12 protein-coding genes are annotated in these 14,053 nt (G+C 60.0%); 5 read left to right on the top strand and 7 right to left on the bottom strand.

From position 1 onward, the window contains the following. Positions 1–512, top strand: a 512-nt coding sequence (locus tag C4334_RS13260) for a 2OG-Fe(II) oxygenase (protein WP_352432569.1), incomplete at its 5' end; no start/stop codon positions are given. Between the two features lie 56 nt (positions 513–568). Here C4334_RS13260 and argB read toward each other — a convergent pair. The 7 genes from argB to C4334_RS13225 form a co-directional block, all read right to left on the bottom strand. Next, entirely contained in the window at positions 569–1,456 is an 888-nt protein-coding gene (argB, locus tag C4334_RS13255) for an acetylglutamate kinase (protein WP_352432568.1), read from the bottom strand. A gap of 61 nt (positions 1,457–1,517) precedes the next feature. Beyond that, positions 1,518–2,528, bottom strand: a complete 1,011-nt coding sequence (locus C4334_RS13250; protein ID WP_352432567.1) for an N-acetylornithine carbamoyltransferase — start codon at positions 2,526–2,528, stop codon at positions 1,518–1,520. Positions 2,529–2,644: 116 nt separating this feature from the next. Beyond that, positions 2,645–3,853: an aspartate aminotransferase family protein gene (locus tag C4334_RS13245; RefSeq protein ID WP_352432566.1), complete on the bottom strand. Its 1,209-nt coding sequence runs from the start codon at positions 3,851–3,853 to the stop codon at positions 2,645–2,647. Between the two features lie 229 nt (positions 3,854–4,082). Next, entirely contained in the window at positions 4,083–5,117 is a 1,035-nt protein-coding gene (gene argC / locus C4334_RS13240) for an N-acetyl-gamma-glutamyl-phosphate reductase (protein ID WP_352432565.1), read from the bottom strand. Between the two features lie 114 nt (positions 5,118–5,231). After that, positions 5,232–6,317, bottom strand: a complete 1,086-nt coding sequence (locus C4334_RS13235; RefSeq protein WP_352432564.1) for a hypothetical protein — start codon at positions 6,315–6,317, stop codon at positions 5,232–5,234. A gap of 18 nt (positions 6,318–6,335) precedes the next feature. Next, the gene (locus C4334_RS13230) at positions 6,336–7,538 is read right to left on the bottom strand and encodes an argininosuccinate synthase (RefSeq protein ID WP_352432570.1); all 1,203 of its coding nucleotides are present in this window, start codon (positions 7,536–7,538) and stop codon (positions 6,336–6,338) included. Positions 7,539–7,542: 4 nt separating this feature from the next. Continuing rightward, a complete protein-coding gene (locus C4334_RS13225; RefSeq protein WP_352432563.1) occupies positions 7,543–7,959 on the bottom strand; it encodes an arginine repressor in 417 nt (138 codons plus the stop codon). Positions 7,960–8,056: 97 nt separating this feature from the next. Between C4334_RS13225 and argH the strand changes: the two genes are divergently transcribed. The 4 genes from argH (at position 8,057) to C4334_RS13205 (ending at position 13,846) form a co-directional block, all read left to right on the top strand. After that, positions 8,057–9,439: an argininosuccinate lyase gene (gene argH / locus C4334_RS13220; protein WP_352432562.1), complete on the top strand. Its 1,383-nt coding sequence runs from the start codon at positions 8,057–8,059 to the stop codon at positions 9,437–9,439. Positions 9,440–10,230: 791 nt separating this feature from the next. Further along, positions 10,231–10,869, top strand: coding sequence for a carboxypeptidase-like regulatory domain-containing protein (locus C4334_RS13215; RefSeq protein WP_352432561.1), 639 nt, complete (start codon positions 10,231–10,233; stop codon positions 10,867–10,869). Continuing rightward, positions 10,866–13,391, top strand: a complete 2,526-nt coding sequence (locus C4334_RS13210; RefSeq protein WP_352432560.1) for an outer membrane beta-barrel protein — start codon at positions 10,866–10,868, stop codon at positions 13,389–13,391. Before C4334_RS13215 ends, C4334_RS13210 begins: the two co-directional genes overlap by 4 nt. 209 nt (positions 13,392–13,600) lie before the next feature. Beyond that, a complete protein-coding gene (locus C4334_RS13205) occupies positions 13,601–13,846 on the top strand; it encodes a GlsB/YeaQ/YmgE family stress response membrane protein (RefSeq protein WP_352432559.1) in 246 nt (81 codons plus the stop codon). Positions 13,847–14,053 lie beyond the last annotated feature (207 nt).

The following is a 14,053-nucleotide window of genomic DNA, read 5'->3' as shown; positions in this document are numbered from 1 at the left end:
CCGAAGCGCGCCGACTTTGGGCAGCGGGCGAGTTCAAAAAGGCCGGCATCGGGCGCGACCGCCGCGTGCTTCCGGACGTGCGCAGCGATCTCATCTTCTGGCTCGATGAAGACGCGCCGATTCCAGTGCAACGATTCTATCGGCAACGGATGGAAAAGCTTCGACGCGAACTCAACCGACGCCTCTTCGTCGGTCTCGTTTCGCTTGAAGCACACTTTGCCGTCTATCCGCCGGGCGCCTTCTACCGCAAACACGTAGACCGCTCTGCGTCATCGGCAGATCGCATGATCTCTTGCGTCCTCTACCTGAACCGCGATTGGTGCCCAGAGCATGGCGGGGCGTTACGCCTTTACCCATGCGACGAAGTGGCGTCGGTTGACGTATTGCCGGAGGCTGGCGTGTGCGTGCTGTTCCGCAGCGATTCGATCTACCACGAGGTCTTGCCGGCAGAGCGCGAACGCTTCAGCGTCACCGGTTGGTTCCGTCGCCGCTCGGCATCTCCGCTGGGATAAAAGGGCGCTCGCGCCGCTGCGAAGCGCGCGGCAGAATCGGGCGAAAAGGCCTTCGCTCAAGCGACGACCATCGTTCCCGTGCCCCGGTCGGTGAAGACTTCGGCCAACAGCGCATTGCGCGTCAACCCATGTATGATGTGCGCGCTACGCACGCCGCGTCGCAGCAGATCGATGATGCTCTGCAACTTCGGGATCATGCCGCCCGAAGCGACGCGTTCGCGCAGCAGGGCTTCGGCTTCTTCCACCGTTAAGCGCGAGAGCTTCGTCGTCACATCATCGGGGCGCAAATATATCCCATCGACGTCGCTTAAAAGGATGAGCTTCTCCGCTTGCAGGCGGACGGCCACTTCGGCAGCGATGGTGTCGGCGTTGATGTTGTATATGCGTCCCTGATCGTCGGCGCCGAGCGAAGAGACGACGGGCAGATAGTCGTGATCGAGCAGGACGCGAAGCAGTCGGTCGTTGATCTCGACGACGTCGCCGACGTGCCCGAAGTCGATCCGCTCGCGCTCGCCCGTCTCGCGGTTGATGACCTCTTTCGGCGGGCGACGTTTGGCGTGAACGATGTTGCCATCGACGCCGGAAAGGCCAACAGCCTCCACGCCGCGATGACGCAATGCGGCGAGGATCTCCGTGTTGATCTTGCCGGCGAAGACCATCTTCGCCATTTCGAGCGTCGCATCGTCCGTTACGCGCCGCCCGTCGATGATGGTCTGCTCCAATCCCATGCGTGCAGCCAGTTCGCTCAGCTGCTTGCCGCCGCCGTGCACGACGCAGACGCGAATGCCGACCTGATGAAGCAACGCCAGCTCTTCGGCCAACGAGAGCAGATTATCGTGATCTTCGGTCACTTTGCCGGAGAATTTAACGACGAACGTCTTGCCTTTGAATCGCTGAATGTAGGGCAAAGCTTCGCGCAGAAGCTCTAAACGTTGCTCGCTCATCTCGCTTCTCCTCCGCAGATGACGCAAGGGCAATCGGTTGATCTTCGCAACCGTCGCACGCTCATCTCGCCTCTCTTTCGCACACGCGCGCGATGATGGCCTTTTGCGCGTGCAAACGGTTCTCCGCTTCGTCGAGCACGGCTGATGCAGGCGAATCCAAGACGTCGTCGGTCACCTCGACGTTGCGTCGCACAGGCAAACAGTGCATGAAGATCGCATCATCTGTCCGGCTCATCAGCTTGACATCGACGATCCAGCGCCGGTAAGCGGCGCGCATCTCGCGCTCTTCTTCCGCCATGCCGTAGAACATGCGGCTGCCCCAACTCTTGGCATAGATGACTTGCGCGCCATCGAAAGCATCTTCGATCTCATTCGAGATGCGCACGCGCGTTCCGTGGTCATGGGCCAGCATGTTCAATTCGCGCACGAGTTCGTCATCGAGTTCGTAGCCGGGCGGATGAGCGATCGTCAGTTCATGACCGAGCTGCGCAGCGGCGAGCGCGAAGCTATTGGGCACAGCCATCGGCAAAGGCTTCGGGTGCCACACCCAGACGAGCGATACGCGCCGCTTCCCCGCTCCGAGCCTTTCGCGGATGGTCGTCATGTCAGCCAAGGCTTGGCAGGGATGGTGCATGGCCGATTCGAGATTGATGATAGGGACGGGAGAACGTCGTGCGAACGCGCCGATGATCGGATCCGCGCGCTCTTCGCGCCAATCTTTGAGCGCCGGAAAGACGCGCACGCCGATAGCGGCACAATACCGCCCGAGCACGCCGACGAATTCGGCGACGTGCTCCGTCCGATCGCGATCCATGACGGCGCCTTCCGCGTATTCGATGGTCCAGCTCGTCGAACCCGGCTCCAGCACGATCGGGTAACCGCCGAGTTGATTGACGGCGAGCTGCATGGAAGCGCGCGTGCGCAAGCTTGGGTTGAAGAAGACCAAGGCCACTGAACGATCAGTGAGCGGTCGATCGCGACGCTCGCCGCGCTTGAAGGCGAGCGCCTCTTCGATCAAACTTTCGAGTTCATCGCGCGACCAATCGGCAGTGCTCAGAAAATGTCTTGGCATGTGATTCCTCTTGTCTGCCGCAGAGTTCGGGCGGAAGGTCAGCTCCGGCAAATTCTACGAGCATGACGTTCGGGAGCGGATGGTCATTGCGCGCAAGCAGATCAGGCCAGCGCAGCTTACGCTATTTCGTCGAGCGCCGCGCGCAAATGTTCGACGAACAGTTCGACTTCGCTTTCGCTCAAACAAAGCGGCGGCAGAAGGCGCAACACGCGCGGATCGCTTGACGTGCCGGTGATGATGTGCGCCTCCAGCAAACGCTTCTGCAAGCGCCCGGCGACATCCGAAACGAACTCGACGCCCAACAAAAAGCCACGCCCGCGCACGCCCTTCACTTCCGAGAAATCGGCGAGCCGCCGACGCAGGTGCGCTTCGACGCGGCGAACGTTCTCCATCAACGCGTCGCGTTCGATCGCTTCGAGCGTCGCAACCACAGCGGCCATCGCCAACATGCCGCCGCCGAAAGTCGTCCCGAGATCGTTCAGGCGGATAGCGCTCGCGATCCGTTCGCTGGCGAGGCATGCGCCCACGGGAACGCCGCTTCCCAAGGCCTTGGCGAGCGTCAAGATGTCAGGCACTACGCCGCCAGCGGCTTCGCTTCCGGCGAAGAACCAAGTCCCGGTGCGCCCGACGCCCGTCTGCACCTCATCGAAGATGAGCGCGATACCGCGCTCATCACACAGCGCGCGCAGCTTTTCGTAGAACTCCGGTTCGGCCATGCGCACTCCGGCCATGGATTGAATCGGCTCGATCAAGATAGCCGCCACTTTCTCATCGGCCAAACGCTCGACCGATTCGATGGAGCCGAATTCGGCACATAGGTGGCCCGGAACGTTGGGGCGTCCCAAGTCGCGATATTTTCCGAGAAAAGTCGCGCTGATCGCATCGGCCGTGCGCCCATGAAAGCTTCCCGTGAAAGTGATGATCCGTTCGCGCCCGGTGGCCAATCGCGCCATGCGCATGGCGTTCTCGTTGGCCTCGGTGCCGGAGTTGCAAAAGAAGACTTTGGCGAGCGGGCGTGGCGCGATCTGGACCAGTTTTTCCGCCGCCTGCGCACGCACGTCCGAATAGACCACGTTCGAGTAGAAGAGCAAACGTTCGGCCTGCTCTTTCAACGCGGCGACGACGTGCGGATGGCAATGGCCGGTTGCGGCCACCGCGTGCCCACCGTAAAGGTCAAGAAAGCGTTGGCCATCGGTCGTTTCGACCCACGCGCCGCGACCGCGCACGACCGTCAGCGGGAATTTCTGGTATGTGACCACCTGAAAAAGATCTTCGCGCGTTGCCGAATCGACGAGCGCGTGGTTGAACGTCTCTTTGGTCCTCATCTTCACCCCGTTTCGAAGCTGCGCCCTTTGATGAATCACCGAAAGAAAACGGATGCTCTATGCGCATTCGCTTCGATGAAGCTGAATCCGATGAATTCACCGGAAGAGCGCGGACGCCCCCTTTCAGTATCACAACAGCGAGACTCGCGCCAATCAGCGCTGAGTGTTCGCGCCCCTCGTCCGCAAAGATCACGGCGGCGCCTCTTTTCCTGTGCCGCGAGGAAGCTCTTCACGGATTGCTTCCCGGCAACAGCAAGCCGGTTCGCTCGTCCAAGTCGAACATCAGGTTCATGTTCTGTACGGCTTGTCCAGCAGCTCCTTTGACGAGATTATCGATCGCCGTGAAGATCACCGCCTGTCGGTCGCGCGTGGCAAATCCTATGTCGCAAAAGTTGGTCGTCTTGACCCAGTTGATGTCGGGCGATCCTTGAACCAGTCTGATGAAGCAAGACCCGCCGTAGAACTGCGCGAATAGATCGCGCAACGCACGTTCGTCCAAGGCGCGGCGCAGCTCGACGTAAATCGAAGCGAAGATGCCGCGCGCTACCGGCGCCGAATGGGTCATGAAGACGAGTTCGCCGCGCCAATCGCCGATGGAGCGAAGTTCCTGCTCGATCTCGGGCACGTGCTGATGAGCGAAAGGTTTGTAGGCGTAAAAAGAGTTGACGCGCTGCGGATGGTGCGTGTTGGCCGCCGCTTTCGCGCCCGATCCGGATGAACCGGTCTTCGCATCAACGATGACGCGCCCTTCGATCAACTCCGCGGCGACCAGCGGCGCAAGCCCCAACGCAGTCGCCGTGGCAAAACACCCCGGATTGCTCACGCGTCGTGCTCGCGCGATCTCGGCGCGATGCGTCTCGGTCAAACCGTAAACGAACTCCCGCTGCCACTCGAAAGCGGTGTGCTCGCGCCCGTAGTAACGCGCGAACGATTCGCGGTCGCGCAGGCGAAAATCGCCCGACAGGTCTACTACTTTGAGACGCGAAGGCAAACGCGGAACGATCTCCATTGCTTGTCCGTGCGGCAACGCAAGAAACAAACAGTCTAGATCAGCGAGCGTTTGCAGATCGTCCGGCAGGGGCGCGAACCGAAGATCGGTCAACCCGTAAAGGTTGCGGTGCACTTCGCCCACGCTTCTGCCCGCGTGTTCGTTGGCTGTGACGAGCGCGATTTCCGCCGCCGGATGAAAGAGCAGGAGACGAAGCAGCTCCGCGCCGCCGTATCCCGAACCGCCCAAGATCCCGATTCTGATTTTGGTCGCCATCAGCGTCGTTCGCTCCCCGTGGTTTTCCCGCAAACAACGGGTCTTCGCTTTCCTCGACAGCAGCATGCGCGCTTTCGATCTCAGCCGCTTGCCGAGCCGAGCGCTTCATCGCCTTCAACAAGGCGCAAGTTCTGCCTCTGAGGAGCTTCGCCGCGCGACGAACCGTTCGATCTTGTCTCGAACGAGCGCGAACAGACGCGCCCCGTCGCGGCGCGCGTTTCCGGCGCGGACGCCGAACTCGCGTTCGATGAAATCTTCGCCCATCTTGGCGTCGGTCACCGACCCGGCGACCACATCGACGCTCAAGCCACGTCGCCGGAACCACTCGATGCCGCCCCACACACCGACGTAATCGGACGCGCAGAAGACGAGCGCGGCCATGTGCGCGATCAGTTCGTCGTCGTCAAAAACGGAATCGACGGCGTAGCCGCCGAGTATGCCATCGCCGAGTTCGATCACGATCCAATCCGGTCCGCTCTCGTTCAACGTTTCGATGATCGTTTTCGCCACCGGTCCAAGATCGCTAATGCCGACCGTGGAAGGCAGACCGCAATCGAGAAAACTCGCCGTTGCGATGGCGCCGTGATCGCTCATGTTGAGCGTGTCGCGCAGACAAGCGACGCCTGAAAGCTTGCCCGCCGCGACGCGCAATCCGGCGCGCGTCGCCTGTTTGATCAACTCGGTGGCTGCATAGGTCTTGCCGCTGTTCATGCACGCGCCAGCGATGAAGATGAGCGGCGCGCTCGCTTCCAACCTGTCGCACGGCGCGAGCGCCGCATCGGCGATGTTGCGCGCTTCCCCCTTCTCGTCGCACACCGTGCCGATGATCTCGACCTGAATGGCGTCGCCAAGACTTGAATGATGGCCCGTGCATAACCCTATGACGCCGCCCATGTTGAGCAGATGAAGTTTATCTCCAGCGGCCACTTCACGCGGCACGTCGCCGACGAACCCCTTGAGCGCTCGCCGACTCCCCAGTGCGCCTACCAACAGATCGCCCGGGTTGATTTTAGCGAGCCTTCCCGTCGGAAGCTCAAGCTGGTTGTAGGTCGCACTGTCGCTCAACGCGCGCACGACTACGACGTCGCCCGCCCGCGCGCGCCGCCCGCGCGTCACCACCCACAAGCTCTTCGGCAGATTGAGCCGCGCGGTCACCGAACCGATCTTGTCTACGTTGACTTGAAGAAGTTGTTCGCCCATTGCCGCCCTTTCGTTCGATCAATCTCGCAAACGCGCCAGCGTACGCAGCCTGAGCGCGTTCAACTTGATGAACCCTTCGGCGTCGCGCTGATTGTAGATCTCGTCGGCTTCAAACGTCGCCAACTTCTCGCTATAGAGCGAACGCGGAGCGCGCCGCCCAGCGACGATGACGTTGCCTCGGTAAAGCTTTAGACGGACTTCGCCCGTAACATCGCGCTGAGTTTCGTCGATGGTCCGCCTGATCACTTCCATCTCGGGCGAGAACCAGAAGCCGTAGTAGACCAGCTCGGCGAATTTCAAGCTCAATTGATCGCGCAACCGAAGCACTTCCCGATCCAGCGTGATCGATTCCAACGCGCGATGGGCCACATGCAAGATGGTGACGCCCGGCGTTTCATACACGCCGCGCGATTTCATCCCAACGAAGCGATTCTCCACCAGATCAACGCGCCCGATGCCGTGCTCTCCGCCGATGGCGTTTAATCTCTGAAGCAGCGCGACCGGTTCCAGTCGCTCGCCATTGATGCTGATCGGCACGCCCTGCGCGAAAGCGATCTCAATGTATTCGGGCTCGGCGCGCGCTTCCTCTGGCGCTTTGGTCAGTTGAAAGATAGCGGACGGCGGTTCGGCCCATGGGTCCTCAAGGATGCCGCCTTCATAGGATATGTGCATCAGGTTGCGATCGGTTGAATAGGGCTTCTCAGACGTTGCGCTCACTGGGATGTGGTGCCGCTCAGCGTAAGCGAGCAGGTCGCTTCGCCCCTTAAACTCCCACTCGCGCCACGGCGCGATCACTCTGATCTCCGGCTCCAGCGCGTAATAGGTCAACTCGAATCGCACCTGATCGTTGCCCTTGCCCGTCGCCCCATGCGCGACCGCATCGGCTCCTTCGCGCCGCGCGATCTCGATCTGTTTTTTGGCGATGACGGGACGAGCAAGCGATGTGCCGAGCAGATAGACGCCCTCGTAAACGGCGTTGGCCTTGACGGCCATCCAAACGAAATCGCGGACGAACTCCGCACGCAGATCCTCGATGTAGAGCTTGGACGCGCCCGTGCGCTGCGCCTTTTCGTGCAACCCGTCGAGTTCCTCGCCCTGCCCAACGTCGGCGCAAAAACAGACCACTTCGCACCCGTAGCGCTCTCGCAACCAGTGAAGCATGACGGATGTATCCAAACCGCCCGAATAGGCGAGCACGATCTTTTTGATCTTGCCTTTCATCATCTTATGAGAACAGCTCCCAAATCTTCTTGATGGCCGCGCGCTGCGCCCGCCGGTTCGGAACAGCGATGAAGACCGTATCTTCGCCAGCCAACGTCCCAATGATCTCCGGAATCAGCGCGCGGTCTATCTCGACGGCGACGGCAGAAGCGAGCCCCGGCTCGCACTTGGCGACGATCAGATGATCGCCAGCCACATCCAGATCGACGAGGCCGCGCGTCGCCGCGCCGTCTGCCGACGACGGCAACGTGTAACGTCCGCGGTGCTTGACGATCCCCAACTCTTCGAGGTCACGCGATACGCTCGATTGCGTCACGGTGAACCCGGCGCGTTCGAGCAGTTCGACCAATTCCTGTTGCGTCGAAACCCGTCGCGATTGAATCAAGCTCAAAATCTTCCGCTGTCGCTGCCGCTTGTCCATTTGCTTTTATGCATCAATTTGTGCATAATAGCTGCATACTCGCATAAAGTAGCACGACTATCGCTTTCTGTCAACGCGAAAGGGGGTTCCAAAGGGGATGACTTCCAAACTGTGGGGCGGCAGATTCACGGGCGAGGCCGACGCCGATTTCGTCCGCTTCAATCGCTCTTTCGATTTTGACCGCAGGCTGATCCATGCGGACGTGCGCGCGAGCATCGCCCACGCGGCGGCGCTGTTCAAGGCGGGAGTGCTGACGACCGAAGAAGCGCGTGCGATCACCGAAGGGCTGCTTGAAATCAGCCGTCGGGCCGCTGCGGATCCGAACTATCTCGTCGACGATCAGGCTGAAGACGTCCATTCATTCATCGAAGCGCGCCTCGTCGAGATGGTCGGTCAGGTCGGGCGCAAACTTCACACCGGACGTAGCCGCAACGATCAGGTGGCGACCGCTTTTCGCCTCTGGCTGCGCGAAGAGTTCGATCGGATCGTGGAACTCGTGCGGGACTTACAGCGCGCCCTCGTCGAATTTGCCGCCCGTCACGAAGAGGCGGTGATGCCCGGCTATACGCATCTTCAGCGGGCGCAACCTGTGCTCTTCGCCCACTGGTGCTTGGCCTACTTCGAGATGTTCGCCCGCGATCGCGAACGGTTGCGCGATGCGCGCCGCCGGACCAACGTCCTGCCGCTCGGTTCAGGAGCGCTGGCGGGGACGAGCTACTCGCTCGACCGCGAGGAGATGGCGCGCGCGCTCGGTTTCGAAGCCGTCTCACGAAACAGTCTGGATGCGGTCTCGGACCGAGATTTCTGCATCGAGTTTGCCGCCGCCGCCTCGCTCATCATGGTCCATCTGTCGCGCCTCGCCGAAGACATGATCATCTATGCGACGGCGGAGTTTGGATTCATCGAGTTGAGCGATGCGGTGGCGACCGGATCGAGCTTGATGCCGCAGAAGAAGAACCCGGATGCGCTCGAACTCATCCGCGGCAAAGCGGGGCGCGTGTTCGGGCAGACGGTGGCGCTGCTCTCCGTGATGAAGGGCTTGCCGCTTGCTTACAACAAAGACATGCAAGAGGACAAGGAGGCGATCTTCGATCTGGTGGATACGGCGAAGGACTGTTTGAAAGTGATGGCGAAGGTGCTACGCAACGCGCGCTTGAACGAAGAGCGGACGCGCGCTGCCGTCAGGCAAGGTTTCATGAACGCGACGGAACTCGCCGACTACCTTGTGCGCAAAGGAGTCCCCTTCCGGGACGCGCACGAAGCAGCAGGGCGTATGGTGCTTGCCGCGATCGAACGCGGTGTGGAACTGCATGAGCTCCCGTTGGAGGTGATGCGCGCTGTTTCGCCCGTCATCGAAGAAGATGTGCTCTTTGCTTTGACTCTCGATGCAACGCTAGGCACCAAGAATCAAACGGGCGGCACGGCCCCCAAACGCGTTCGCGAAGCGTTGAAAGAAGCGGAACTCTCCTTGCGTGACTGAAAGCGACAGATCTTCTCATCAAGGAGCACTAATTAATTGCTTCCTCGCATCATCACGCGTCGCCTTGTGCTGAGGCTCGCGGTTACGGCTTGCTCACCGCTAATGACCAAGCTCGTCGCCGTGAGGTGGTTGACTTCGCAGTACGGTCCCGATGCAAATCGATACGATTCTTTAGGATGATTTGGAGGGCAGGCAGTTGACTCCGCAGTAGGGTCCCGATACAAGCCCCGATGCAAGCGCGCCGGAACGGGCAGAACAAGCGCGAGCCATCTGACCCTTTTGCCGCAGAGGGCACCAACAAACAGGGCGTGATCGAAGCAATCCTCATCGAGAAGAAACCATAGCATCGGGCTTGAATTCGCTCTCTCCTGTGGCTCGCACGGCTTCTCCTCACCGAAAAGGAAGCGATGCAAAAGGCCGCGCATAAGTGGTGCGAGCTTGCGCCTTCGCAGCACAAGCTCCGCCCTAACTGAAGGTCCCTTGTCCCGTCGTTCTCCACGCTGCTGGCAACATGTCGGCGCGTCCATCGACCGCGTTTCATCCCTTTTCGCCACCTCGGTTGACATGACGCTAGTGCAGTGATATTTTCCGCTGCCGACTGGGGAGCTTGCCTCGAAACGCGGCGCACACGCGCTCGTTCAAAACCGTTGGAAACGTCCCGGCGCTGAACCGGCCGTTGACTCCTCGCGCTGCGGCCTGTTGCAACATCTGTTCGCGGCGTCGCTTCAGGTCTTTGGCTGCGAGCCATATCCGCTCAACGAACCGTCTTTAACTTAGGAGGAAGCCACACCATGAGAACGTTCCCGAACCTGACCGCAAGAAGCGGCAAAGGGCTTCGACCTTGGGCATGGCGCTGTTTCTGTGCCCTGCTTTTAATCGCCTTGATGCTTCAAGTCGCAGGCACGTCCGCGCTCGCCCAAGCGACGGCAAGCAGCGCGCTCGCCGGCACGGTCAAGGACATCAAGGAGGCCGTCGTCTCTGGGGCGACCGTTACGGCCACCAATGTGGCGACTGGGCTAACCCGCACGACGACCACTAACGAAGAGGGAGCATATCGCTTGGAGCTTCTGCCCGCCGGGATCTATACGGTCAAGGTGACGGCGCCCGGTTTTGCCGAAGCGGTGGCGGAAAGGGTGGAACTGCTCGTCGGCAAAACGAGCAACCTCGATGTGACCTTGTCGCCCAGCGCGCGTTCGGAAACGGTCACCGTTACCAGCGAAGTCCCGCTGCTGGATCAACAGAAGACCGACGTCAGCCTCAACATCACGCCGAGCGACGTCCAAGACCTGCCCTCAATGGCCGCGATCTCGGCAATCTGGCTTATCTCGCTCCCGGAGCCAAGCCCGTCGACGCCTACGATCCGACCAAAAGGCGCATCGCCGTTTTCGGCATCAACGGCTCTTCCGGACGCAACGTCAACGTCACGGTGAACGGCATCGACAACAAAGACAACACCGTGGGCGGACCAGTGATGCAGTTTCCGTTGGAGGCCATTCAGGAGTTCGTCATCAGCACCCAACGCTTTTCCGCCGCCAACGGGCGGAGCGAGGGAGCAGCGATCAACGTCGTCACGAAGTCCGGCGGGAGACAATATCACGGCTCGGCCTTCTTCTTCGTGCGTGACCGCAAGTTGAATGCGGCTGAAGTAACTCCGCCAGCGGTGAGCACCAAACAGAAACCGCCGTTCAACCGCAAGCAGTGGGGCGGCAGCATCGGCGGCCCTCTCTATCTGCCGCGTTTCGGCGAAGGTGGCCCAGCCTACTTGACGCTCGGACGCAAGACCTTCTTCTTCTTCGCCATCGAACGGCAGTCCGAAGCGACCTCGATCCCCGTCGCCAGCGACGCTTTGGCCGAACTGAACTTGGTCACCTTTCTCGGCGCCAAACCGGCTCCCGTCATTCCGACCCCCTATCATGATTGGCGCGTCAATGCGCGTATAGATCACACGTTCAACGCCAAGCAGAGCATGTTCGTCAGCTTCAGTGAACAATCCAACCTCGGATTGAACGACCAATCGGGCCAGAGAAACGATTTGACGCAGGGCAACTTCACCAAGAACAAGTTATTGCTCGGCAACTTCACGCTCAATTCGACCTTCACCAGCCGCGTCGTCAACGCGTTAACGATCGGGTATCAATACTGGAACAATCTGATCGACTCAGAGCAGAAGGTGCCCACGTTCGTCTTTCCCACCGGGATATCCTTCGGCACGAACACCAACGTTCCGCAACAATCCTATCAGGCGAAGTACCAGTTCAAAGACGATCTGTCGATCGTCCGCGGCGATCACTCGTTTCGCTTGGGATTCGACTACGTGTGGGAACCGAAACTGGGCGGCTTCTTCGAATTCAACCCGACGCTCGAAATCGACTTCCTCGATCTGCCGAGCGTAATCCTCTCCAACAAGACGAAGTACCCCCAAGGCTTTGCCACGCCCGGCGCAGTCATCGGCATGTCGGCCACCGCCGGCAATCCATACTTCGACCTGCCGGGCGGCGCGAAGATGTTCGGCGTCTATTTTCAAGATGACTGGCGCGTGACGCGCCGATTGACGCTCAATTTGGGATTGCGTTGGGACAAAGACTTCAACTTGATCGGAACCAAAGCCCAAGCGAAAAGCCGCACCTACCTTTTCCTCAAGGCGATCAATCACCCGGCGGCCAGAGCCTTGCCGCACGACGATAATCGCGGTTTCAGTCCGCGCTTTGGCTTCGCTTGGGACCTGCGAGGAACCGGGCGGCACATCGTCCGCGGCGGCTACGGACTCTACTTCGGCCAAACCTTCCTCAACATCCCGCTCTTCATGATTCAACAATCGAACCCGACCATCTTCGCTGGCGTCTTCGCCATCAGCAGCGCCGGTCCCGGCGACCCGACCGCCGACATCGTTCCCGGCACAGGGATCAAGCTCTCTGACTGGCGCTTCGGCATCGATCCGTTGCCCATCATTCCGCCGCCGCCCACCAACCTCACGCCGGGCAGCACGGGAAGGATCATGGATCCAGACTACCGCAATCCTTATACGCAGCAGTGGAACATCGGCTACGCTTGGCAACCCAACGCTTACTCGGTGATCGAAATCGATTACACGCATGTGCTCGGCCTGCACGAGTCGAAAACGCTCAACATCAACCCGCAGTTGCGCTTCATCAACGAATCGGCCGTGCGGCCGCTCGATGCGGCTTTCACCGCCGCAGGGCTGCCGCGGCTCGGGCGCATAGACCTAGAGGCTTCCGTGGGACGCTCCCGCTACGATGGGTTGAACATCGCTTATCGTCGGCGCCTCCATCAGAATTTCACTCTGAACGCCAGCTACACGCTTGCCAAAGCGACAGCGTATAACGGCAACGCCGCCGCGTTTCGCAATCGTCCTTTCAACCCCTTCAATTACTTCGCCCCTTACGAACATGGTCCGACGCCGAACGATTCGCGCCACCGCATCGCTATGAGCGGCGTCGTCAACCTGCCGGCAGGTTTTCAACTCGCTCCCATCTTGCAACTTGAATCGGCTCGCCCCTACACGGCAGGATATGGCGCGCTCGATGTGCTTGGCGTCGGCAGCGGACGAGGCACGTCGCACATCATCGCCTTCAAGGATCGTCCGACCGATCTGCTGGCTACCTTCAACGCCTTCGGCACAACGACCAGAAGTTATCGCGATTGCCTGCGAACGGGCGGGTGCATCATTCTGCCGTTTGACAACCTGCGCGGGCAACCATTCTTCCAACTCGACCTGCGCGTTGCCAAAAACTTCAAGTTCAAAGAGAGGTCTACGTTGACCTTGATCTTTCAAACGTTCAACTTGACCAATCGCGCTAACTTCGGCAATAGCTACGGAGGCAACGTCCGCGATCCGAACACTTTCATGAAACCGGTGGGATTCATTACGCCTTCTGGCGTGATCATCCCACATAGTTTTTCCGGCGAAGTCGGCGTGAAGTTCTCGTTTTGAGCATGAATAGCAGGGCACAGAGCGGTTCGAGACGTACAGTTCTCGTTTTGGGCACGAAGACGCAGTCGAACGCGAGCGCACTAAGTCCGATGCAGGCCGCATTCTCTGACAAATGCCGTGGCGGGCGTCGATGGCATTCGACTTGCTCTGCTCTGTCGAACGCAACGGTTTGAGATCGTAAAGAGTACGCTTACACGAGGAGGATCACTATGTCTATTTTGGCTTGGATCGTGTTGGGATTGATCGCCGGATTCATCGCCAGCAAGATCGTCAACAAGACCGGCAAAGGGCTGCTGCTGGACATCATACTTGGCATCGTCGGCGCTGTTGTCGGCGGTTTTATCTTCAGCGCTTTTGGTGCCAGCGGCGTCACCGGCTTCAACCTTTACAGCATCATCGTCGCCGTAATTGGCGCCATCGTCGTGCTGGTCGTTTATCACGCTATACGGCGCTAGGCGGACGCCCTTCGGTCAATTTCGCTCGTCGCATACCGGCGCCGAATCCGATCAAAGGCGATCGGCGCCATGAGGGTTTTGTTGCCTTTGCTGCCGGGCACCACACGCTGATCTTTATCTTTCGCGTTTCGACGAGCCGATGAGATGCATCGCACTCCGATCTAAACGCCGCGTGCCGATCCTCTTTTTACGTTCCGACCGCTAAGT

The organism is Pyrinomonas sp., assembly GCF_040289685.1.
In the GTDB taxonomy this organism is placed as follows: domain Bacteria; phylum Acidobacteriota; class Blastocatellia; order Pyrinomonadales; family Pyrinomonadaceae; genus Pyrinomonas.
Note: the sequence above shows the minus strand (reverse complement) of the source record. Positions and strands in the feature narration are given on the sequence as shown.